At 63.7% G+C, this 22,591-nt stretch carries 14 protein-coding genes; 5 read left to right on the top strand and 9 right to left on the bottom strand.

Annotated elements, in window-relative coordinates; translation table 11 throughout:
• Positions 1 to 8 precede the first annotated feature (8 nt).
• The 3 genes from KW821_RS00405 to KW821_RS00395 all read left to right on the top strand — a co-directional run bounded on the left by KW821_RS00405 (position 9) and on the right by KW821_RS00395 (position 4,762).
• Positions 9 to 2,042: a M13 family metallopeptidase gene (locus KW821_RS00405; RefSeq protein WP_218289863.1), complete on the top strand. Its 2,034-nt coding sequence runs from the start codon at positions 9 to 11 to the stop codon at positions 2,040 to 2,042.
• A 160-nt stretch (positions 2,043 to 2,202) separates the two neighbouring features.
• Positions 2,203 to 2,640, top strand: a complete 438-nt coding sequence (locus KW821_RS00400) for a PliI family lysozyme inhibitor of I-type lysozyme (RefSeq protein WP_042654044.1) — start codon at positions 2,203 to 2,205, stop codon at positions 2,638 to 2,640.
• 400 nt (positions 2,641 to 3,040) lie between these two features.
• Positions 3,041 to 4,762 (top strand): ATP-binding cassette domain-containing protein, encoded by a 1,722-nt coding sequence (locus KW821_RS00395; RefSeq protein ID WP_218289861.1) that lies wholly within the window; start codon positions 3,041 to 3,043, stop codon positions 4,760 to 4,762.
• Positions 4,763 to 4,828: 66 nt separating this feature from the next.
• Here the strand turns inward: KW821_RS00395 and yjeH are convergent, their stop codons facing one another.
• Together yjeH and KW821_RS00385 are read right to left on the bottom strand one after the other, a co-directional pair.
• Entirely contained in the window at positions 4,829 to 6,106 is a 1,278-nt protein-coding gene (gene yjeH / locus KW821_RS00390; RefSeq protein WP_218289859.1) for an L-methionine/branched-chain amino acid transporter, read from the bottom strand.
• 138 nt (positions 6,107 to 6,244) lie between these two features.
• Positions 6,245 to 7,537: an HAAAP family serine/threonine permease gene (locus tag KW821_RS00385; RefSeq protein ID WP_042654047.1), complete on the bottom strand. Its 1,293-nt coding sequence runs from the start codon at positions 7,535 to 7,537 to the stop codon at positions 6,245 to 6,247.
• A gap of 500 nt (positions 7,538 to 8,037) precedes the next feature.
• Between KW821_RS00385 and KW821_RS00380 the strand changes: the two genes are divergently transcribed.
• Together KW821_RS00380 and KW821_RS00375 are read left to right on the top strand one after the other, a co-directional pair.
• Positions 8,038 to 8,976 carry a LysR family transcriptional regulator gene (locus KW821_RS00380; RefSeq protein WP_042654048.1) on the top strand — a complete coding sequence of 313 codons (939 nt, stop codon included), beginning with the start codon at positions 8,038 to 8,040 and terminating at the stop codon, positions 8,974 to 8,976.
• A gap of 72 nt (positions 8,977 to 9,048) precedes the next feature.
• Positions 9,049 to 10,470: an MATE family efflux transporter gene (locus KW821_RS00375; protein ID WP_218289857.1), complete on the top strand. Its 1,422-nt coding sequence runs from the start codon at positions 9,049 to 9,051 to the stop codon at positions 10,468 to 10,470.
• A 22-nt stretch (positions 10,471 to 10,492) separates the two neighbouring features.
• Here KW821_RS00375 and pdxY read toward each other — a convergent pair whose 3' ends face one another.
• The 7 genes from pdxY to rnhB all read right to left on the bottom strand — a co-directional run bounded on the left by pdxY (position 10,493) and on the right by rnhB (position 22,533).
• Positions 10,493 to 11,353: a pyridoxal kinase PdxY gene (pdxY, locus tag KW821_RS00370; RefSeq protein ID WP_042654050.1), complete on the bottom strand. Its 861-nt coding sequence runs from the start codon at positions 11,351 to 11,353 to the stop codon at positions 10,493 to 10,495.
• Between the two features lie 75 nt (positions 11,354 to 11,428).
• The gene (locus tag KW821_RS00365; protein ID WP_218289855.1) at positions 11,429 to 13,561 is read right to left on the bottom strand and encodes a lysine decarboxylase CadA; all 2,133 of its coding nucleotides are present in this window, start codon (positions 13,559 to 13,561) and stop codon (positions 11,429 to 11,431) included.
• A 76-nt stretch (positions 13,562 to 13,637) separates the two neighbouring features.
• Entirely contained in the window at positions 13,638 to 14,972 is a 1,335-nt protein-coding gene (gene cadB, locus KW821_RS00360) for a cadaverine/lysine antiporter (RefSeq protein ID WP_042654051.1), read from the bottom strand.
• A 642-nt stretch (positions 14,973 to 15,614) separates the two neighbouring features.
• Positions 15,615 to 17,147 (bottom strand): lysine decarboxylation/transport transcriptional activator CadC, encoded by a 1,533-nt coding sequence (gene cadC, locus KW821_RS00355; protein WP_218289853.1) that lies wholly within the window; start codon positions 17,145 to 17,147, stop codon positions 15,615 to 15,617.
• Positions 17,148 to 17,493: 346 nt separating this feature from the next.
• A complete protein-coding gene (gene accA / locus KW821_RS00350) occupies positions 17,494 to 18,444 on the bottom strand; it encodes an acetyl-CoA carboxylase carboxyl transferase subunit alpha (RefSeq protein WP_042654053.1) in 951 nt (316 codons plus the stop codon).
• A 16-nt stretch (positions 18,445 to 18,460) separates the two neighbouring features.
• The gene (gene dnaE / locus KW821_RS00345; protein WP_042654054.1) at positions 18,461 to 21,940 is read right to left on the bottom strand and encodes a DNA polymerase III subunit alpha; all 3,480 of its coding nucleotides are present in this window, start codon (positions 21,938 to 21,940) and stop codon (positions 18,461 to 18,463) included.
• 2 nt (positions 21,941 to 21,942) lie between these two features.
• Entirely contained in the window at positions 21,943 to 22,533 is a 591-nt protein-coding gene (gene rnhB / locus KW821_RS00340) for a ribonuclease HII (protein ID WP_042654055.1), read from the bottom strand.
• Positions 22,534 to 22,591 lie beyond the last annotated feature (58 nt).

Here is a 22,591-nt window from a genome sequence, read left to right as displayed (position 1 = left end):
TCAAGCGAATGAACAATAAGAAAAGCATACTGGCCGGCCTCATCGGGTTGGCGTTGTTAGCCGGTTGTAGTCAGGCGCCGGACACAGCAAGCAAGCACTCCGGCCTCGCGCTGGCCAACATGGACACCCGGGTCAAGCCCGGTGATGACTTCTTCCGCTACGTGAACGGCCACTGGCTCGCGACGGCCAAGATCCCGGACGACAGGCCGGCCGACGGCGCCTTCTACCTGCTGCGGGACAAGTCCCTCGCCGATGTGCGGGTGCTGGTGGAAGGGCTGGACGGCAAGGCGGCCGCGGCGGGGACGTCGGCCCAGCAGATCCACGATCTCTATCGCAGCTACCTGGATCAGGCCACGCGAGACGCCAAGGGCACGGCCCCGCTGCTGCCCCAGCTCAGCGAGATAGACCGGATCAGCGACCAGAGCACGCTGGCCAAGGCCTTCGCCCAGGCCGGCCGCCTCGGCGGCAATGCCCCGTTCGGCTTCTGGATCGATGCCGACGCCAAGGCGCCGGACAGCTATGCGGTCTACCTCTATCAGTCCGGGCTCGGCCTGCCGGATCGGGACTACTACCTCAAGAGCGATGCGGCCAGCCAGGCGCTGAGACAGAAGTACGAGCAGCACATCGCCGGCATGCTGAGCCGCTTCGGCGAGACGGATGCGGGGCCCAAGGCGAAACGCATCCTGGCCCTGGAGACTCGGATCGCCCAGATCCAGTGGGACAACGTGGCCCTGCGGGATCGGGAGAAGAACTACAACAAGGGCTCCCTCGGCGAGCTCAAGCGCCTCGCCCCGAGCATTGACTGGGACGCCTATCTCGGCCAGGCCGGCCTCGCCGGCCAGAGCAGCCTGGTGATCGGCCAGCCCAGCTATCTGTCGGCCCTCAACGGCCTGATGCAGCAGACCCCGATCGGCGACTGGCAAGCCTACCTCAAGTGGCACCTAATCACCGATTACGCCCCCTATCTCGACGGCCAGACCGACCGCCAGAACTTCGCCTTCTTCGGCACCACCCTGAGCGGTACCCCCAAGCAGCGCGCCCCCTGGGAGCGTGCGCTCGGGGTGCTTGACGATCTGCTGGGTGAGGCGGTCGGCCAGCTCTATGTGGAGCGTTACTTCCCGCCCCAGGCCAAGGCCCGCATGGAGCAGCTGGTGGAGAACCTGCGCACCGCCTACGGCCAGAGCATCGAGGAGCTGGACTGGATGTCGCCGACCACCAAGACCCAGGCCCTGGCCAAACTCGCCAAGTTCAGGCCCAAGATCGGCTACCCGGACAAGTGGAAGGATTACAGCGCCATCGAGATCCGCCAGGACGATCTGGTGGGCAACCTGCAGCGGGCCCGCGCCTTCGAATACGCCGACAACCTGGCCCGCCTCGGCAAGCCGGTGGACAGGGACGAGTGGCACATGTCACCGCAGACGGTGAACGCCTACTACAACCCGAGCAACAACGAGATAGTGTTCCCGGCCGCCATACTGCAGCCCCCCTTCTTCGACATGACAGCGGATGACGCGGTGAACTACGGCGCCATCGGCGGCGTGATCGGCCATGAGATGGGCCACGGCTTCGACGATCAGGGCGCCAAGTCCGATGGCGATGGCGTGATGCGCGACTGGTGGACCCCAAGCGATCTCAAGGAGTTCCGCTTCCGCACCAGCCGGCTGGTGGCCCAGTACAACCGCTTCGAGCCCATCAAGGGCCAGTACGTCAACGGCCAGTTCACCCTGGGGGAGAACATCGGCGATCTCGGCGGCCTCACCATAGCCCACAAGGCCTACCTGCTTTCCCTTGATGGCAAGGAGGCACCGGTGCTGGACGGTTTCACCGGCGAGCAGCGCTTCTTCCTCGGCTGGGCCCAGGTGTGGAAGGGCATGTACAGACCCGAGCTGATGCAGATGCTGCTCTCCTCGGATCCCCACTCCCCGCCCGAGTATCGGGTCAACGGGGTGGTGCCGAACATCCCCGCCTTCTACGAGGCGTTCAACATCCAGCCGGGCGACAAGCTCTATCTGGACCCTGCCAAACGGGTCAAGATATGGTAATAGAGAGGGCAGAGAAATCCTCCCTGTCTGGACCCGGCCAAGCGCACCGGATAGGGTAGTGAAAGAGAAGGCGCCGGACCAACACTGAGTCCGGCGCCGAACACAGACATGACGGCAGGGGCTTGCCCCTGCCATCCCAGCAGCAACAAGGGTCACATCCATGAAAGCCTTATTGATTACTCTCGGACTGCTCACTCTGCCACTGACCAGCCAGGCGGCAGAGGGCTTCTTCAAGCAGCTGACGCTCCCCACCGGTCAGGTGCTCACCGTCGCCGAGGGACGCGGTGAACCCGCCTCCATCGGCAGCTACGACGTGCGCCTCTATTCCGGCGCCAACCCCCAGTTCCCCCTCGATCAGTTCATCGATGGCAAGGTGCAGGCGCGGGACGGCGGCATCAAGGAGCTGAAGTTGCAGGATCTCAACGGTGACAAGCAGCCGGAGCTCATCGTCATAGTGGAGAGCGCCGGCAGCGGTGGCTACCTCAGCGCCGATGCGTTCACCATCAACCCGCAGGCCGGGCTCGACAGCTTCAACCACGTCAGCGAGCTGGCCCCCGGCGACGACGTGATCCAGGCGCTCAAGACCCCCCGCGATTGACTGGCTCGCTCACCCCCACCACTTTGTAACACAGCCCCGCATCGCGGGGCTGTTGCGTTATCGCAGGCTGAGGCCGCTCTCATCGCCCACCCTCTGAGCCTCTCCCCCCACCTGTCTTGACACCTCATGGCCCCGATAGACGACCCTTTTCTTCTGTGCCTATAATCGCCGCACGGTGCCATCACGAAAATAAGGAGGTAAAAAATGGTTATCCAAGCGTGTCCGATGTTCTCGGCCCGCCTGTTCGGCACATTCGAGTGCTCTTGCCTGCATACCATCGCGCTGCGATAGCGGGTTCGAGCAAAGCCGACTCCCTTCTTGACCGAGACCTTTCTCGACCGTTGTCGCCAGCGCTCCTGATGACAGGGATCTTTGATCCCGCATTTTAGAGAGCAAGAGCATGACAACTTTGATGAGCACCCACTCCCTGCAGATGAACGCGGGAGAGCTTCCCCTGTTCGACAGCATCGATCTCAGCATCCACAGCGGTGACCGCATCGGCCTCATCGGCGCCAACGGTAGCGGCAAGAGCACCCTGCTCAGCCTGCTGGCCGGCCAGGTCGAGCCCCATGACGGGCGCATCCACAGAGCCGCCCCCTGTCGCTGCGAGTTCGTGACGCAGCACCTTCCCAGCCGTTTGCACGGACTCAGCACCCGCGCCGCCCTCGGCGATGCCGTAGCGGACGATCCCGCCCTCGGCTGGCAGTTGGACAAGATGCTCGAGGATCTGCAGCTGGCGCCGCACGCCACCCAGGTCGTCACCAGCCTGAGCGGCGGCCAGCACAGCCGATTGCAACTGGGCCGCGCCTTGCTGCGCCAACCCAATCTGCTGCTGCTCGACGAGCCAAGCAACCACCTGGATCTCCCCTCCCTGCTCTGGCTTGAGCAGTTCCTGCAGGGCTGGCGCGGGGCCTTGGTGCTGGTCTCCCACGATGCCCGCCTGCTCGACCGGGTCACCCAGGACACCCTGATCCTGCGGGACAGACGCCTCTATCGCTTCGCCCTGCCCTGCAGCCAGGCCAGGGCGGCGCTGGTACAGGAGGACGAGAGCGCCCGCCAGCGCCGGGCCGATGAGCAGAAGGAGATCGACCGCCTGAGCGCCAGCAGCAAGCGGCTCGCCATCTGGGGACGGGAGCATGACAACGCCAAGCTGGTGCGCCAGGCCAAGTCCATGGAGAAGCGGATCGTCAGGCTGCGGGAGGAGCAGAGCCTGGTCGGTGCCGGCGCCCCCTGGCGGCTCGAGCTGCACGGGCTGGGGCTGCCCGCCGACGCCCTGCTGCGGCTGGAGGCGCTCGACGTGCGCCCGGCCCCCGCCTTGCCGCCCCTGCTGCGGGCCGAGGGGCTCTGGCTGCGCTCCGGCGACAGGGTCGCCCTGCTCGGTGCCAACGGGGCGGGCAAGTCCTCCCTGCTGCGCCAGTGTTGGCGTGAGCTGTGCGAGCAGCGCCAGGGTGAAGGCTGGTACCATCACCCCGCGGCCAGCATCGCCTACTACGATCAGTCCCTGCAGCAGCTCGACGACCAGGCCACCCTGACCGATGCGCTCTATGCCCTGGCCCCGCTGCCGGCGATAACCCTGCGCCAGGCCCTGATCCGCGCGGGCTTCCCCTACGCCCGTCACGGCCAACGGGTGCATGCCTTAAGCGGCGGCGAGCGGGCCAGACTGCTGTTTCTCGCCCTGTCGCTGGCGAGCCATCACCTGCTCTGGCTCGATGAGCCCAGCAACCATCTGGATCTGGAGGGCAAGGAGGAGCTGGCCGAGGCGCTGGCGCAGTTTGCCGGCGGGGTGCTGCTGATCTCCCACGACCGGGATCTGATCGAGCACAGCTGCAACCGCTTCTGGGTGATCAGGGAGGGCAGGATCCTGGAGGCCCACGGCGCCGAGCAAGCCTATGCCGAGCTGCGCGGCGACAGCCTGCCCCCCGGCGGCATCGCACCCCATGAGGCGCCGACGGAGGAGACTACCCGGGCGGAGGGCGACGAGGCGCTGCTGGCACGCTGGTACGAGCTGGATGGCCTGCTGGCCGCCGATCTCGCCCGCAAGCCCAGGCATCAGACCCCGCGGCTGCAGCAGGGCTGGCGCGACGAGTTACGGCTGCTCGCCGAGCGGCTCGGCCTCGACTGACGGCTAACCTCGAGCACCATGAAAAAGCCCCGCACTGGCGGGGCTTTTTTTATCCGTGACGCGGCGTTACTCGATGGTCGAGAGGCGGCTGACATGGCCCCGACGACGATGGCGCCGCCACAGGGAGAAGAGGCCATAGCCCGCGCTCAGCAGCAGGGCGTAGAGCACCTCGGAGGCGAGCGCCACCAGCACCGCCAGGCAGAGCAGCACGCTCAGGCCCGCCAGCCCCTTGCCCACCCCGCCGAGCAGGCGCCAGCCCGCCGCCATGCAGAGCAGGTAGACCAGCACGAAGTTGCCGTTGGCGTAGCGAATGAGCGCATCCAGGGGCAGCCGCCACCAGAGGATCAGGGTGATGGAGAGCAGGCAGATGGCGAGCACCCAGCACAGGGCCGCCAGCGGGGCACCGCGGGCGCTGAGCCGGGAGAGGGAGACCGGCAGCTTGCCCTCCCGCGCCATGCTCCAGATCAGGCGAGCAAAACCCTGCAGATAGATGTTGATGCTGGCAAAGCAGGAGAGATACCCCAGAATGGCCACCAACCACTTGGCGGTCGGCCCGAACAGCAGCGAGAGCAGCGCCGGGATGGCGGTGGCATTGGTCGCCTCATCGCCATAGAGGCCATATTTGAGCACCACCAGCGAGTGGACCCAGTAGATGAGCCCCGCCAGCAGCACGCCGCCGAGCAGGGCCAGCGGGTAGTCCCGCTCCGGCCGCTTGAACTCCTCCCCCATGTGGGCGAAGGCTTCCAGCCCCACGAAACACCAGAACATCACCGCCAGCGCCGTGCCCATGGCGGGCCACTCGGCTGCCGTCGGCAGCGGCTGGGCCGCGTCGCGCCAGCTGAGATCTCCCTTGATCCAGATGAGCAGGGTCAGCCCCAGGATCGCCAGCGCGATGAGCAGTTGCAGGTTGCCGGAGGAGCGGGCGCCACGCAGGCCGAGCAGGAAGACCCCGAGCAAGGTCAACAGCTGGATGGCCCACAGGGTCAGCTCGCCCAGATCGAACAGGGCGTGCCAGAAGCCGGCGGCTATGGTGAGCGCGGCGGGCAGCCCCACCGGCAGCACCGCCAGAAACAGGAAGGCGGAGAAACGCTCGGCACCGTTGCCAAAGGCGAGCCCGATCAGATGGGGTGCCCCGCCCGCGTGGGGATAACGGCGGCCGAGCCGGGCGAAGGTGAAGGCGATGGGCAGCACCAGCACTATGAGCAACAACCAGGCCCAGAGCGAGGCGCCCCCCGCCAGCGACGCCGCGGTCGCCGGTACCACGAAGATCCCGGTGCCGAGCAGGGAGGTGGCGAGCAGCCCCATCCCCTGCCAGAGCCCGAGCTCTTTCTTCAACGCAGACATATCCTTTTGTCCTGACTGAAAAAACACCCCGCCATGTTAGGCCGCAGCCCCTTGCTTGTTAAGGGCTATCCGTTGCTCAAACAAAAAAAGCCGCCTCTTACGAGGCGGCTTCTTCTTTCAACAGCGTAACCGGAGTTATCAGGCAATCAGCTTGTAGATGATACCGGACATGGCGATCAGGCCAATCAGGGTCACGAAGCCGTTGCTGATGTTGCCAGCGTATTTGCGCATGGCCGGAACCTTGGTGATGGCGTACATCGGCATCAGGAACAGCAGCATGGCGATGATGGGGCCGCCCAGGTCTTCGATCATGCCGAGGATGCTCGGGTTGATGGTGGCGATAGCCCAGGTGGTCAGGATCATGAAGACCGCAGTCACCTTGTTCAGCTGCTTGATGTCAACGTTCTTGCCCTTCTCGCGCAGCGCCTTGGCCATCAGGCCGTTCATGCCTTCCTGTGCACCCAGGTAGTGACCCAGGAAGGATTTGCTGATGGCGACCATGGCGATCAACGGAGCCACAGTGGCGATAACCGGGTTGTCGAAGTGGTTGGCCAGGTAGGACAGGATGGAGATGTTCTGTTCTTTGGCAGCCGCCAGATCAGCCGGGGAGAGGCTCAGTACGCAGCTGAACACGAAGAACATGACGGTCATGACCATCATGACGTGGGCACCCAGCAGGATGTTGCTGCACTTCTTCTCGGCACCTTCACCGTAACGACCCTTGTTGTCCACCGCGAAGGAGGAGATGATCGGGGAGTGGTTGAAGGAGAACACCATGACCGGAATGGCCAGCCACAGGGTCTTGAGGAAGTCACCGTTGAAGGCGTCAGCCAGCGCTGGCGCTTCGGTGATGATGGTACCGTTCCAGTGCGGGATCAGGTAGAACGCCAGGCCCATCAGGGTGATCACGAACGGGAATACCAGCACGCTCATCGCCTTGACGATGAACTGGCCGCCGAGGCGAACGATCGCCATCAGACCCAGGATCAGCGCCAGCGACAAGATGGCACGGGGCGGTGCAGTCATGCCCAGCTGGTGAACAATCACGCTCTCAACGGTGTTGGTGATGGCGACCGAATACATCAGTACGATCGGGTAGATGGCGAAGAAGTAGAGCAGGGTGATGAATTTGCCTGCAGTCTTGCCGAAGTGCTCTTCTACGACTTCGGTGATGTCGCCATCACGGGTGGAGCCGGACAGCACGAAGCGGGCCAGACCGCGGTGAGCGAAGAAGGTCAGCGGCAGAGCCAGGATCAGCATGGCAACCAGCGGCCAGAGGCCACCCACACCGGCGTTGATCGGCAGGAAGAGCACACCGGCACCGATAGCGGTACCGTACAGACCCAGCATCCAGACCAGGTCGGCCTTATTGATGCCACGGGAAGCCTGACTGGCTAAACGACCATCAACTGCAATATTCATGTCGGACATAAGTTGTTCCTGTCATCAAGGAAAGTGAAATCTTGTTGTCTATTGGCCAGCTGGCCCGGTTCCGTTTCCCTGGAACGCCTGCTGTTCGTCCTTGTCACTACCCCCTCACGCCCCGGCAATCAGGCTATCGCCCCTTGTGATAACCGAATTGCAACAAACGACGGCATGAGATCCTGAACCTGGTTGAGGCACCCGCTTGCGTTAACAACCCAGCAACAAGCACCTCATCCGATGAGCTGACTCTAATTAAATGCCCCTATTAATCACAGCGTTTTTTTGAATTAATCAACCAAAGTTTGACTGTGGTCGACTTTCGGTCGTTCGAGATCACATTACAGACGCCGATTTGTTAGCTTTTTTTAACAAATCAAATTTGTTTCAATAGATTCCAATACTTACCGCGACCAACAAATGCGTAACATGTCTGGTTCCGAACGCAGATTGTGTGTCTCAGCCCCTTGGCGTACCCTTGTTTTTCGCCCTCAGCCTGTCGAATCAAGATGACCATCACCCGCACCGATCTCGCCGAACTGGCGGTGTTTGCCGCCGTCGCCCGCCACCAGAGCTTCAGCAAGGCCGCCCTCGAACTCGGGGTCTCGGCCTCCGCCCTGAGCCATAGCCTGAAGGGATTGGAGAGTCGGCTCGGGGTCAGGCTGCTCAATCGCAGCACTAGAGCCGTGGTGCCGACCGACGCCGGTCAGCGGCTGCTGCAACAGCTGGTGCCGACTCTGACCCAGCTGGAGGGGGCCCTCGACGAGTTGACCCGTCACAGTGATGAGCCGGTCGGCAGGTTGAAGATCTGTGCGCCGCGCGGGGCCATCGATGAGGTGCTGGCCCCGGTGCTGATCGACTATCTGGTGCGCTATCCGCGGGTGCAGGTGGAGGTGGTGGAGCAGGAGTTGATGCCGCGCCTCATTGAGGACGGCTATGATGCCGCCATCTTCTATGGCGACCTGCTGCCCAAGGAGATGATCGCCATCCCGCTCGGGCCGCTGCAGCGCTATCTGGTGGTGGGATCCCCGGCCTATCTGGCCAGGCGCGGCACGCCCCAGCACCCGGCCGAGCTGGTCCAGCATGACTGCATCGGCTATCGCCTTACCCCCCATCACCACTACCGCTGGGCCTTTGCCGCCGACGGCAAGTTGCTGGAGATCGAGGTGAGCGGGCCGCTGACCACCAGCACCCCGGCCCTCTACCTGGGGGCCGCCGAGGCGGGGCTGGGGCTGGCTTACTGCCTGGAGGAGGAGGTTCGCCAGCAGCTGGCGAGCGGCAGCCTGGTGAGCGTGCTGACCTCATGGAGCCCAACCTTTGCCGGTTTCTGTCTCTTCTACCCCAGCCGCCATCAGCTGGGACACGGCCTGCGCGCCCTGATCGACATGCTCAAGGCGCACCACCAGCCGCCGCAATTACTGAGCGGAATTCATCAACTCATCAAATAAACACCGGATTATCAATCAAAACGTAAAAATCTACACTGGTGCTTCGATCCCAACACAGCAAGAAGCATCGCCATGTCCGCTTATTTCACCCGACGCCAACGGGCCATGACCCGTCGCTTCTGGGGCTATGCCCTCCCCTCCATCCTCGCCATGCTGGTGTCCGGCGCCTATTACCTGGTCGACGGCATCTTCGTCGGCCACTACGTGGGGGCCGCCGGCCTCGCCGGCATCAACCTGGTCTATCCGGTCATCATGGTGCTGATCGGTCTCGCCGCCATGATCGCCATGGGGGCGGCGACCGCCATCTCCTTCCAGCAGGGGGCGAAGAACCTTCGCCAGGCCCGCCAGGCCCTGGTCAACGCGCTCTGGCTGCTGGTGCTGCTGGGCACCACGGCGCCGCTGCTGCTGTACCATTGGCACATCGAGATCCTGCTGGGGCTGGGGATCGAGCAAGGCACCGAGACCTGGCAGCAGGCCAGCGACTACCTCCTGTGGATCGGCGGCGGCACCCTGCTGCTGGCCAGCAACCTGGCGGTGCCCTACCTGCTGCGCAACGACGGCCGGCCCAGACTGGCCATGATCCTGGTCAGTGCCGGCGCCGTGCTCAACATCCTGCTCAACTATGTGATGGTCGGCCGGCTGGGACTGGGGCTGGTGGGCACGGCCCAGGCCACGCTCATCTCGGAGGGCATCGTCAGCCTGCTGGGCCTCGGCTATTTCTTTAGCTCCCATGCCAGGCTGCGCCTCTCGTGGCGCCAGCTCGCGCCCGATCTGCCGGCCATGCCCGGCCTGCTGTTCACCGGGCTGCCGAGCCTGATCGCCCAGTTCAACCTGGGGCTGCTGCTGCTGCTGCACAACAGCCAGCTGATGGTCCACGGCTCGGTCAAGGATCTGGCCGGCTTCACCGTGGCCGGTTACACCGAGGCGGTGTTCATCGTGATCCTGCAAGGCCTGGCGTTCGGCATCCAGCCCCTCATCAGCCAGGCGGCGGGGGCCAGGCGCCACCGGGATCTGAAGTTCCTGATGGAGATGGGGCTCAAGATCACGCTGATCTACGGCATGCTGGTCTGGCTGCTGATCCAGCTGTTGCCACGCCAGGTGGCCATGCTCTACACCGGCGATCAGGATGAGGAGCTGCTGTCCGCTGCCGTCAGCAGCCTGACCCTCAACCTCGCCGCCATCCCGCTGGAGGGGATCATCATGTTCGGCATAGTGCTGCTGCAATCCATGGCGCGCACCCGCCAGGCGCTGATCATCTCGGCGGCCAAGACCCTGCTGCTGCTGCCGCTGATCTTCTTGCTGCCGCTGCAGTGGGGCCGCGATGGGGTGCTGATGGCCCAGCCCACCACTGTGCTGCTGCTGACCCTGCCGCTGTGCTGGCTGCTGTGGCGGGAGTGGCGCCGCCTCGCCCTGGCCTGCGCGCCCCGTCCGCTGCGTCGCACCCGGCCGCTCGGCCCCCGCCAGGAGGCACAACTGACACGCCGCGCCGGCTAGCCCTGGCCGCAAGAACGGCAGGCTAGAGCCGGATGGCGCGGGTGTGGACCTCGGGCTCGGCCATCGCCTGCTGCGCCGTCACCAGCTGCAGCTCATAGGCCCCCGCCAGCCAGGTGTGGGCCATGACCGCATCCACGCTGGCGTTGGTGCGCTCGAACGCCTGCACGGGATCCTGTCCGGCCAGCAGATTGGCCAGCATGATGGCGCTGAGCAGATCCCCCACCCCGATGGGATGGCGCTTGAACGGATAGAGGGGCCGGGAGATATGAAAGGCCCCGGCGTCGCACACCAGCAGCATCTCGAACCTGTCCAGGGCAAACCCGGCCCGCCCCAGATGCTTGACCATCACCAGCTTGACCCCCTGTTCGCGCAGCTGCTGGCAGGCCGCCAGCGCCTCGGGCAGATTCTGGATCTCGCGGTCGGTCAGCTGCTCCAGCTCCAGCAGATTGGGGGCCAGCATGTCGGCGCAGGCCAGCGCCCGCGTCTTGAAGAAATCGGCGACACCGGGGGCCACTATGCACCCCTTGTCGGGGTGACCCATGACGGGGTCACAAAAATAGAGGGCCTCTGGATTGAGCGCCTTGAGATGGGCCACCGCGGCCAGGATCTCCTCCCCCTGCTCGGCAGAGCCGAGGTAGCCGCTCAGCAACGCATCGCACTGCCCCAGCACGCCAATGTCGGCGAGGCCCGTCATCAGCTGGCGGATGTGGCCATCCGGCATCCCCATCCCCTGCCAGCCCGCGCTGTACTGGGTGTGGTTGGAGAACTGCACGGTATTGACCGGCCAGACTTCCAGCCCCATGCGGCGCATGGGAAACACGGCTGCGCCATTGCCGGCGCAGCCGAACACCACGTGGGATTGAATGGAGAGAACTCGTTTCATGATGGCGACTCACACAAAAAGGGCTAAGCCCCGCAGGGAAAAACGGGCCTCGCGGCCCGTTGTTGTCACTCTCGATTAACGCAACACCTTGACGGTGTAGCTGCCATCGGCCTGGCGATAGAGGCCGTGGATGTCGGTCTCGAAGCCAGGGTAATGGGCCCCGATCTCGCACAGCATCTCGAGGAACTCCAGCACCGGCAGGGAATCCGCGGACACCATCTCCCCCGGCAGCACCAGCGGCACTCCCGGCGGGTAGGGCAAAATCATGTTGGCGCTGATGCGATCCACCATGTCACGCAGCGGCACCTCTTCCAGGTTGCCGGCCAGCTCCTGCTGCCAGGCGACATGCGGGGTCATCTTCATCTCCGGCAGCACGTCGAATGCCTTGAACATCAGCTCCGGCAGACGGTACTTGCTGGTCAGGGCGTGGATGCTCTGGGCCAGCTCCTGGATGCGCATGCCTTCGTAGAAGCTCGGGTCTTCACGGTAGAGGCTCGGCAATATGCTCTTGATGGTCAGGTTCAGGTCATAGCCGCGCTTGAACTCGGTCAGGGCGCGCAACAGCTGCATCGCCTTGGACTGATCGATGCCGATGGAGAACAGGAACAGCAGGTTGTAGGGGCCGGTTTTCTCCACCACTATGCCGCGCTCGTCGAGGAACTTGGAGACCAGAGAGGCGGGCAGGCCGCGCGCCATCAGCTCGCCCTGACGGTTCATCCCCGGGGTCAGCAGGGTGACCTTGATGGGATCCAGGTACATGTGGTCATCGTCGATGCCGTTGAAGCCGTGCCAGTCATCCTTGGGATCCAGCTTCCAGCACTCGAGGGTGTCGATGTCGTCCGGCTGCCAGACGTCGAAGAACCAGCCTTCGCTCTGCTCCCGCAACCGCTTGATCTCTTTACGGAAGGAGACGGCGCGATCGATGGAGTCCTTGATCAGCCGCTTGCCGGTGTTGCCCCGCATCATGGCGGCGGAGATCTCGGTGGACGCCACTATGCCGTACTGGGGCGAGGTGGAGGTGTGCATCATGAAGGCTTCGTTGAAGGTCTCCTCCTCCACGTCGCCCTTGATGTGGATCATCGAGGCCTGGGAGAAGGCCGCCAGCAGCTTGTGGGTGGACTGGGTCTCGTAGAACACCTTGCCCGGCATGGCCTCGCCGCTCATGCCGCACTTGCCCTCATAGATGGGGCTGAAGTTGGTGTAGGGCACCCAGGCGCTGTCGAAGTGGATGTAGGGGGTATCCAGACTCTCCTTGATAAAGCCGGTGTTGTAGAGCAGACCGTCATAGGTGGAGTTGGTGATCACCGCGTAGCGCGGCGCCTGGGCGCCCGGGGTGGCGGCCACCTTGGCGGCGATGGTCTCGCGGCTGAACTCGCTCTGGGGAATGCCACCCAGGATGCCGTAGGCGTTGCGGGTCGGCCGGAAGTAGATCGGGGTCACGTCGTTCATCATCATCAGATGAGTCAGGGACTTGTGACAGTTGCGATCCACCAGCACAGTGCTACCCGCCGGGGCGGAGAACATGCCGACTATCTTGTTGGCGGTGGAGGTGCCGTTGGTGACTATGTAGGAGCGATCGGCGTTGAAGGTGCGGGCTATGTACTCCTCGGCCTCCTTGTGCGGACCAGAGTGATCCAGCAGGGAGCCCAGCTCCGGCATGGAGATGGAGACATCCGCCTTGAACGCGTTGGGGCCGTAGAAGTCATAGAAGATGCTGCCGGCCGGGCTCATCTGGAAGGCGGTGCCGCCCATGTGACCCGGGGTGCAGAAGGTGTATTTGCCCTCTTCCACGTACTTGAACAGCGCCTTGGTGAAGGGCGGCAGTATGGCGTCCTGATACTCCTGGGTGGCCTGGCCCATCTTGAGGGCGATGTCGTCGGCCATGCCGAGACGGTACTCGAAGAAGTGCACGTTCAGGCGCAGATCGGTCAGGTGAATGTCCAGGGTCGACTGGTCGTTGGCGAAGGCGAAGATCGGCAGCTTCTCGTTGCGATCGTGGATCTCCTTGCACAGGCCGAGGGAGTACTTGTCCCAGTCGAAGATGGCGCCGCAGACGCGGGGGTTCTTCTCGATCAGCTTGAGCAGATCGGCCACGTCGACCGGATAGACCACCTGAAAGCCTTTGCGCTCGAGGGAGGCCTGCAGCTGACGGATGGGCTCTTCCTTGAAGAACACGCCCAGGTGGTTGAGGATGGCAATGATATTCATCTTGATGCTCCACACGTGAAGAGGCGCTCTCCATCAGGGATGGTGAGTGAAGAGCGCAGGAAAAAGGGAAACGGAGTTAGTGGCTGGGCTGCTCGTTGAGCAAGGCGTCGTGCTGACGCAACCCCTGTTTCTTGGCGTAGAACATCAGGATGATGAGCGACACCACGAAGGTAGCGGTGAGGTTGGACCCCTTGGCGCCCATCAGGGCCACCAGGCAGAACACGCTGGCGACACCGGAGAACAGCATGGCGCCGATGCTGCGGGAGGTCATGCCCTCGAAGCGGATGAGGTTAATGCTGGAGTAGAAGTAGGGCAGCATGGTCAGCAACACCGCATCCGTGGTCAGCACGTTGAACAGGTCGGCGGCGTGGGCGGACTGGGAGGTGAAGGCGGTCAGCACCACCATCAGGGCCGTCATCTTGAGGGAGCCGAGGATCAGCCCCTTCTTGGCGACGCCGTTCTTGTCCAGCTCACCGTAGATCTTCGGGAAGTTGCCGTCGTGGGCGGCACGCTTGCCCGCCTCCCCTACCAGCATCATCCAGGAGCCGAGCGAGGTGAAGCAGGCCAGGGCGGTGAAGGCGGAGACGAAGGGGGCAGACCAGTCGCCGAAGATGGCGGAAGAGGCCATGGCGAAGGGGGCGCCCGAGGCAGCCACCTCACCGGCCGGGAACATGCCGCCGATCACCTGGGTGGAGAGTATGTAGATGACGCCGGCGATGCCGGTGCCCAGCATGGTGGCCAGCGGCACTGTGCGCTTGGGATCCTTGACCATGCCGGAGGAGACGGCGGCCGACTCCACCCCGACGAAGGACCAGAGGCAGATCAGCACGGCGCTGATGACGGCGTGCAGGTCGCTGCCGCCTGTGGTGTTCCAGTTCTGGCTGTAGAGGGTGGTATCGAAATGCGCCCAGCCCATCAGGGCGGTGCCCACCACCGGCAGCAGGATCAGCACCAGCCCCAGGGTACAGAGTCGGCTCACCCAGCTGCCGCCAAGCAGGTTGACGAAGGTGAAGATCCAGACCGCCGCTATGGTGGCCACGGCCGCCGGGATGGGGTTGTTGAGGATGGGGAAGAACACCGACAGATAAGAGACGCCGGTGATGGCGATGGCCAGGTTGCCGATCCAGTTGGCGTGGTAGTAGAGCACCCCGGTCTGGAAGCCGAACACCGGGGAGATTTCGCCGGCATAGGCGATGGGGCCCCCTTCTTGCGGGTTCTTGGTGGCGAGGCGGGCGAACACGAATGCCAGGCCCATAGCGCCCACCAGGCAGATAGCCCAGCTGAATACCGAGATGGAACCGACAGTGGCCAGGGCCGAAGGCAGCAGCGCGATGCCGCTCCCCATCATGTTGCCGGCCACCACACCTGTACAGGCGATGAGGCCGATCTTCTTGCTCGTATCGAGGGACATAGGATCTCCGGGTCTATAAAAGGTCGGGTCGTCAAACACTACTGGCGGAAGCTCCCGCCAGAGAATGGGCACAGACTAGACCGCCGGCCCGCGGAAAACATAAGGGCCCCCTCAGGGATAAAAACATGAGCACACTTTTTTAAAGCCGCTCAGAACAACTCATATAAACCCATCAAATACAGACAGTTAAACCACTCATCATGAGCCACCTTGATAAAATCCTGATGTGCCGCCGCCGCCTTGATGAAGTTGATGACCCCTGCCGGCCCACCTTGATATTTTTCGGTGTGCCCCCGACGGGATGAGTGGGCGCCGTTCAGCCCCATCGGCTTGCGGGCCCGGTGCCAGGCTGCCCTTGGTCAGCCGCCGCCGGCGCAATCCTGGGCCCCCCTACCCCATGGCGGGCAGGCGTCAGGGCTCGCCAGCACCATGAAAATCAGCAAGGGCCGGGGCGCCAGCGACTGTGGCCAAAGGTGCATAAGGAGAGGGAGAGAGGGGGATGGGGGGATAAGAGATTGGGGCGCGACGCCCCTTCGGCTGGGCGAGCGGCGGATCCCGCCTCCCGGCCACGGAGAAGCAACAGGCCACCCTGGGGTGGCCTGTTGCTGTAGAAAAAATGGGATCAGGGGGGAGAGATATGGCTTAGAACAGCTTCACCTTGCTGTTGCCAAAGGTGTTGTAGAGAACGGGCGTCAGGGTTTCCATGTTGCTGTAGAAGCCCAGCTGCTGGCAGAGCAGGTAGGTCTGCTCGGTCGCCTCCATCAGGAATGCCTGGCTATAGGCGTCTCCCGCCGCGTCGGGATGCCCGTCCAGCTCGGCCAGCTTGCCTAGCAGAATGTAGTAGAGCACGGTGCGGCCCCGGCTGGCGGCCAGCGCCAGCAGCCGGTTTGCCTCTCGCTGCTGGCCGCTCAGGACGGCCTGCAGGCTCAGCGCCTCCCACACCCGCGCCGGCATCATGCCACCACTCTGTACCACGCTGGCCAGGTGGGCGCCTATCCCCTGCAGCCGTTCGCTCTCCGAGTGGCCCGTCAGGGTGGCCAACGCCTCCCCTGCCAGGTAACGCTCCGCCAGCAGCAGGGGCTGATCGGGCTGGGTCACGAGGGAGCCGTCGAGCAGCGCTATGCCGCGCTTGAGCGCCACCGCATCCTGGCTGTTGGTGTAATAGTGCGCCTCCATCATCGCCATCAGCGAGGCATCGTCGGCGGGCCAGCCCATGCCGGGTGATGCCTCGGGTCGCTCGAGGGCGCGCAGCAGATCCTGGCTGCTCTCCTGCAGCACCGCATGCACGTTGTGACGGCTGAGCTGGTACTGGTGGCTGCACAGCACCCGGTTGGTGTTGAGGTTGCGATACTCCAGATCCATGTAGGTGCCACCTGGGTGATGGGAGACGCGCACGCTCAGCTCCTTGCCGGGCAGAATGCCGCTCGTGCGGCTATGGGTATCGTATTGCACCCGCAGCGGGGTGGCCGCCGCGACCTCCCCCATCAGGGTGCGGGTGATGCCATCGGCGAGGCGCACGCTCTCGTTCTCGCCATCCATGCCGGAGTGGAAACGAAACACCAGCAGATTGGGATCCAGCAAGCTGTGGATCTGGGGGCTGGCGTGCTGGTAGCCGAGCAGGCTGACGATGGAGACCAGCACCACGACCACGAAGATGTCGAAGCTGACCATCTTCCAGCGACTGTGGCCGGTATGGGTCGAGATGGCCCGGGTCAGGGGCCCGGCCGGGAAAGGGGCCAGGCTCTGGCCCTGCGCCACCTCGCCATCGGCCAAGGGCTCGTCCGGCTCATCGCGGGGTGACGGCTTGGGCATGGCCCCGGGGGAGGACTCCGGCATGGCCAGGGAGACGACCCGCAGCGGCCGCACCGGCGCCACCAGCTTGTAGCCGCGCTTGGGCACTGTGACTATGTAGTCCGCCGCGTCGTTGCGACCATCCTTGAGGATCTTGCGCAGCTCGAAGATGGATTGGGTGACCACCTGATCGGTCACCTCGGCGCCGTCCCACACCTCGTTGATCAGGGAGTCACGGCCAAATACGGTGCCGGCATTGCTCGCCAGGAACCGCAGCAAGTTGACCAGCCTGGGCTCAAGGTAGACCTCGCGATCGGGACGACACAGCATGTTGTCGTTGACGCTCAGGGTCCAGTCATGGATCTCAAAAACCGATTCGCTCATGATTCGCTCACTGCAGGATGGACGGCGTCAGGGCCAGGGCAGGCGGCACTCCGCCGCCGGCAGGCTAAAGGCGCCTGTGGGCCTGTCTGCGCTCGTCTCGTTGATGTCTGGGGGCAATCCTTGCAGGGATTCCGATCCGGCAGATCGGAATCGGTCACTCTAAGTAAAATGGGAGATGGATCCCACTTTTTTTGATCGCTAATGGCCGCCGAGTTGATCAGACAGGGGGTTTTCGGCAGGCGCCGGGCCGGGGAAAAGGAATCTGGGCGATCTTCATACAGGACACAAATAACAAGACCCCTGCACATGGCAGGGGTCTTGGGGAGTCACTCGGAAAGGCTTTGGCTTAGCAGTAGCCGTATCCCAGCAGACGCTGGTAGCGCTGCTCCAGCAACTGGTCGCTGTCGAGCGGGCGCAAGGCCGCCAGGTCTTGTTTAATACGGGCCTTGAGGCGCTCGGCCATCAGCTCCACGTTGCGGTGGGCGCCGCCGAGGGGCTCTTCGACTATGTTGTCGATGAGCTTGAGCTCCTTCAGGCGCTGGGCCGTGATGCCCATGGCATCGGCGGCGACCGGCGCCTTGTCGGCGCTCTTCCACAGGATGGAGGCGCAACCTTCCGGCGAGATGACGGAGTAGGTGGAGTACTGCAGCATGTTGACCCGATCGCCGACGCCGATGGCCAGTGCGCCGCCGGAGCCGCCTTCACCGATCACGGTGCAGACCACAGGCACGGTCAGGCCGGCCATGACTTTCAGGTTGCGGGCGATGGCCTCGGACTGGCCACGCTCCTCGGCACCCACGCCGGGGTAGGCACCCGGGGTGTCGATGAAGGTGATGATCGGCATCTTGAAGCGCTCGGCCATCTCCATCAGACGCAGGGCCTTGCGGTACCCTTCCGGGCGCGGCATGCCGAAGTTGCGTCGGATCTTCTCCTTGGTCTCGCGACCCTTCTGCTGACCAATCACCATCACCGGCTCGCCGTCGAGACGGGCGATGCCACCGACGATGGCCTTGTCATCGGCGTAGGCGCGATCGCCGGCCAGTTCGTCGAAGTCGGTGAAGATCTGCTCGATGTAGTCGAGGGTGTAAGGGCGCTGGGGATGACGCGCCATCTGGGATACCTGCCAGGCCCCCAGATCGCCGAAGATCTTCTTGGTCAGCTCTTCGTTTTTCTTCTCCAGCCGACGGATATCTTCGCTCAGGTCCACGGCACTGTTGTGCTCACTCACATGGCGAAGTTCATCGATCTGAGCCTGCAATTCGGCGATCGGCTGTTCAAAATCCAGAAAAAGACTCATAGGGACTATAGATCCTCTAATCAAAAACCAATTCAACCCGCTCTCGTCCAAGCAGGACTCGCAAGTCATCTATCAGTTGATCGGTGGGCGTCACCCGCCACTCGGTACCGAGCGTCAATCGCACCCGGGAGCCGGGGCGACGATAGTTTACCTGAACCGGACAGACTCCGGCACGGGCGGGCTCCAAAATCTCGCACAAACGCGGGAAAAAGCGCTCATCAATGCGTTGTTCATCGAGGGAAATGCGGATCGCCCTGGCGAAACGCTCCCTCGCATCGTTAATATCCAGCAATTCGCGGGCCGACATTTTAAGGCCACCGGAGAAGTCATCAAAGCTGACCTGTCCAGAAACCACTAAAATACGGTCTTTTTGCATCAATTCTTCGTATTTTTCCAGCGCTTCACTGAACAGGGTCACATCCAGACGGCCGGATCTGTCGTCCAGGGTGAAGATCCCCATCTTGTTGCCACGCTTGGTTACCATGCTGCGGGCGGCGATCACCAGCCCCGCCGCCGTGGTGATGGTGTCGCGGGAGGTGGGGTGCAGATCGCACAACCGCCCCGACGTATAACGACGCAGCTCGCTGCTGTACTGGTTGATGGGATGGCCGGTCAGATACAGACCGAGCGTCTCCCGCTCCCCTTCCAGCCAGACCTTGTCGGGCCAGTGCGGCACGTTGGCGAACGCCTTCTTGACGTCATCGATCTCCTCGGTGAGCACCCCGAACATGTCGACCTGGCCCACCGCCTGCGCCTTGGCGTGCTGCTCGGCGGCGCGCATCGCCTCCTCCAGCGTCGCCATCAGCGCCGCCCGGTGCGGACCCAGTCGATCCATGGCGCCGGAGAAGATCAGCTTCTCCATCACCCGCTTGTTGATCTTCTTGATGTCGACCCGGTTGCAGAAGTCGAACAGATCGCGGAAGGGACCCTCACTGTCTCGCGCCGCCAAGATGGCGTCGATGGGGCCCTCGCCGACCCCCTTCACCGCGCCTATGCCGTAGACGATGTGGCCGTCCTCATTGACGCTGAACCGGTAGCGACCGGTGTTCACGTCCGGCGGTATCACGGTGAGCCCCATCCGCTGGCACTCGTCCACCAGCGTCACTATCTTGTCGGTGTTGTCCATGTCGGCGGTCATCACCGCCGCCATGAACTCGGCCGGGAAGTGGGTCTTGAGCCAGAGCGTCTGGTAGGAGACCAGCGCATAGGCGGCGGAGTGTGACTTGTTGAAGCCGTAACCCGCAAACTTCTCTACCAGATCGAAGATCTTGATCGCCAGCTCGCCGTCGACCCCGTTCTTGACCGCCCCTTCCTCGAAGCCGGAACGCTGCTTGGCCATCTCGGCAGGGTTTTTCTTGCCCATGGCCCGGCGCAGCATGTCAGCGCCACCCAGCGTATAGCCCGCCAGCACCTGGGCTATCTGCATCACCTGCTCCTGATAGAGGATGATGCCGTAGGTGGGTTCGAGTATGGGTTTGAGGCTCTCGTGCTGCCACTTCTCGTCCGGGTAGGAGATGGCTTCCTTACCGTGCTTGCGCTCGATGAAGTTGTCCACCATGCCGGACTGCAGCGGGCCCGGACGGAACAGCGCCACCAGGGCGATCATGTCTTCGAAGCAGTCGGGCTGCAGCCGCTTGATCAGATCCTTCATGCCGCGGGATTCGAGCTGGAACACCGCCGTGGTCTCGAAGCGCTGCAGCAGCGCGAACGACTTCTTGTCATCGATGGGGATGGCGGCGATGTCGATCGGCGGCTTGCCCTCCTTGGCCAGGCGCGGGTTGATCATGCCGAGCGCCCAGTCGATGATGGTCAGGGTGCGCAGCCCCAGGAAGTCGAACTTCACCAGGCCCGCGTACTCCACGTCGTTCTTGTCGAACTGGGTGACCGGGTGATGGCCGGAGTCATCGCAATAGAGCGGCGCGAAGTCGGTGATCTTGGTGGGGGCTATCACCACACCACCTGCGTGTTTGCCGGCGTTGCGCACCACCCCTTCCAGCCGGCGCGCCATGTCGATGAGATCCTTGACCTCCTCGTCCTGCTCGTACAGCTCCGGCAGCTTGGGTTCGACCTCGAACGCCTTGGCGAGCGTCATGCCCGGATCCGGCGGGATCAGCTTGGAGATGCGATCCACGAAGCCATAGGCATGGCCCAGCACCCGACCCACGTCCCGCACCACCGCCTTGGCCGCCATGCTGCCGAAGGTGATGATCTGGGAGACCGCCTCCCGGCCATACATCTCCGAGACGTGCTCGATCACCTCGTCCCGTCGGTCCATGCAGAAGTCGACGTCGAAGTCGGGCATGGAGACCCGCTCCGGGTTCAGGAATCGTTCGAACAGCAGATCAAATTCGAGGGGGTCCAGATCGGTGATCTTGAGCGCATAGGCCACCAGCGACCCGGCTCCCGAGCCCCGGCCCGGGCCGACGGGGATGCCGTTGTCCTTGGACCACTGGATAAACTCCATCACGATGAGGAAGTAACCAGGGAAGCCCATCTGGTTGATCACCTTGAGCTCGATCTCCAGCCGCTCGTCGTACTCGACGCGCTTGGCGGCGCGCACCTCGGGATCCGGGAACAGGAAGGCCAGCCGGTCCTCCAGCCCCTCCCTGGACTTCATCACCAGGAAGTCTTCGGTGCTCATGTCACCGGTCGGGAAGTTCGGCAGGAAGTATTCGCCGAGGCGCACCGTCACGTTGCAGCGCTTGGCGATCTCCACCGTGTTCTCCAGCGCCTCGGGGATGTCGGCGAACAGCTCGCACATCTCCTCCTGGCTACGCAGGTATTGCTGCGGGCTGTAGCGGCGCGGGCGACGCTTGTCCATCAGGGTGTAGCCATCGTGGATGGCGACCCGGATCTCGTGGGCGTCGAAGTCCTCGGCGGAGAGGAACACCACCTCGTTGGTGGCCACCACCGGCAGCTCGAACTCGGTGGCGATGGCCACCGCCATGTGCAGGTAGACCTCTTCATCGGGTCGGCCGGTGCGCAGCAGCTCGAGGTAATAGGCGTCGGGGAAGTGGCGCTGGTAGAAGGCGAGGCTCTGCTCCACCATCTGCCGGTTGCCCTTGAGCATGAACTTGCCGAGATCCCCCTCCCGCCCGCCGGACAGCACTATCACGCCCTTGGCGTGTTCGGCGAGCCAGCTCTTGTCGATGACGGGGCGACCCTGCACATGACCGCGCTGATAGCCACGGGAGATGAGCAGGGTGATGTTCTGGTAACCGTCGTTGTCCATGGCGAGCAGGGTGAGGCGGAACTGCTCGTCGCCGAGCTCCTCGCTCTGCACCCAGAAATCCGCCCCGACGATGGGCTTGATGCCCTTGCCATGGGCCGAGCCATAGAAGCGCACCAGGCCGCACATGTTCATCTGGTCGGTCAGCGCCAGCGCCGGCATATCGTTGGCCGCCGCCGCCGAGGCGATGGGACCTATCTTCTGCAGGCCATCGACCATGGAGAAGTCGGAGTGGACCCGCAGGTGGATGAAACGAGGTTCGGCCATGGTTATTCGATCCCCAGCGCCCGGCGCACCGGTTTGAAGCTCTTGCGATACTCGGGCAAGGGGCCGCGCTCGGCCAGGATGGCGAGGTGCTCTGCGGTCGGATAGCCCTTGTGGCGGGCGAAGCCGTAGGCGGGATGACGGCCGTCCAGCTCGGTCATCTCGGCGTCACGGGTCACCTTGGCGAGGATGGAGGCGGCGCTGATGGCGGCCACCAGGCTGTCGCCCTTGACCACGGCGCGCGCCTCCATGGGCAGCGCCGGGCAGCGGTTGCCATCGATGAAGACCAGCTCGGGCGTCATGGCCAGGCCCGCCACCGCCCGCTGCATCGCCAGCATGGTGGCGTGCAGTATGTTCAGCTCATCGATCTCATCCGGACTGGCCCGACCGATGGACCAGGCCAGCGCCTTGGCCTTGATCTCGTCAAACAGGGCGAGGCGCTTCTTCTCGGAGAGCTTCTTGGAGTCGGCCAGCCCCTGGATGGGGTTGGCCGGATCCAGGATCACGGCGGCGGTGACCACGTCGCCCACCAGCGGGCCACGGCCCACCTCGTCAACCCCTGCTACCAGCTTGTCTTGCGGAATCTCGATCGTCATATCAATGCCTTGAATCAAAACAGGCCCCGCAGGGCCAGTGTCAGCACAGCATCGCCCG

This window comes from Aeromonas sp. sif2416 (assembly GCF_019218665.1).
Taxonomy (GTDB): Bacteria; Pseudomonadota; Gammaproteobacteria; order Enterobacterales; family Aeromonadaceae; genus Aeromonas; species Aeromonas encheleia.
This window is presented reverse-complemented; position numbering and strand designations above follow the sequence as displayed.

Bases quoted from the DNA above. Each gene is read 5' to 3' on its own strand.
- KW821_RS00405 (WP_218289863.1), top strand. From the start codon at position 9: ATGAACAATAAGAAAAGCATACTGGCCGGCCTCATCGGGTTGGCGTTG.
- KW821_RS00400 (WP_042654044.1), top strand. From the start codon at position 2,203: ATGAAAGCCTTATTGATTACTCTCGGACTGCTCACTCTGCCACTGACC.
- KW821_RS00395 (WP_218289861.1), top strand. From the start codon at position 3,041: ATGACAACTTTGATGAGCACCCACTCCCTGCAGATGAACGCGGGAGAG.
- yjeH (WP_218289859.1), bottom strand. From the start codon at position 6,106: ATGTCTGCGTTGAAGAAAGAGCTCGGGCTCTGGCAGGGGATGGGGCTG.
- KW821_RS00385 (WP_042654047.1), bottom strand. From the start codon at position 7,537: ATGTCCGACATGAATATTGCAGTTGATGGTCGTTTAGCCAGTCAGGCT.
- KW821_RS00380 (WP_042654048.1), top strand. From the start codon at position 8,038: ATGACCATCACCCGCACCGATCTCGCCGAACTGGCGGTGTTTGCCGCC.
- KW821_RS00375 (WP_218289857.1), top strand. From the start codon at position 9,049: ATGTCCGCTTATTTCACCCGACGCCAACGGGCCATGACCCGTCGCTTC.
- pdxY (WP_042654050.1), bottom strand. From the start codon at position 11,353: ATGAAACGAGTTCTCTCCATTCAATCCCACGTGGTGTTCGGCTGCGCC.
- KW821_RS00365 (WP_218289855.1), bottom strand. From the start codon at position 13,561: ATGAATATCATTGCCATCCTCAACCACCTGGGCGTGTTCTTCAAGGAA.
- cadB (WP_042654051.1), bottom strand. From the start codon at position 14,972: ATGTCCCTCGATACGAGCAAGAAGATCGGCCTCATCGCCTGTACAGGT.
- cadC (WP_218289853.1), bottom strand. From the start codon at position 17,147: ATGAGCGAATCGGTTTTTGAGATCCATGACTGGACCCTGAGCGTCAAC.
- accA (WP_042654053.1), bottom strand. From the start codon at position 18,444: ATGAGTCTTTTTCTGGATTTTGAACAGCCGATCGCCGAATTGCAGGCT.
- dnaE (WP_042654054.1), bottom strand. From the start codon at position 21,940: ATGGCCGAACCTCGTTTCATCCACCTGCGGGTCCACTCCGACTTCTCC.
- rnhB (WP_042654055.1), bottom strand. From the start codon at position 22,533: ATGACGATCGAGATTCCGCAAGACAAGCTGGTAGCAGGGGTTGACGAG.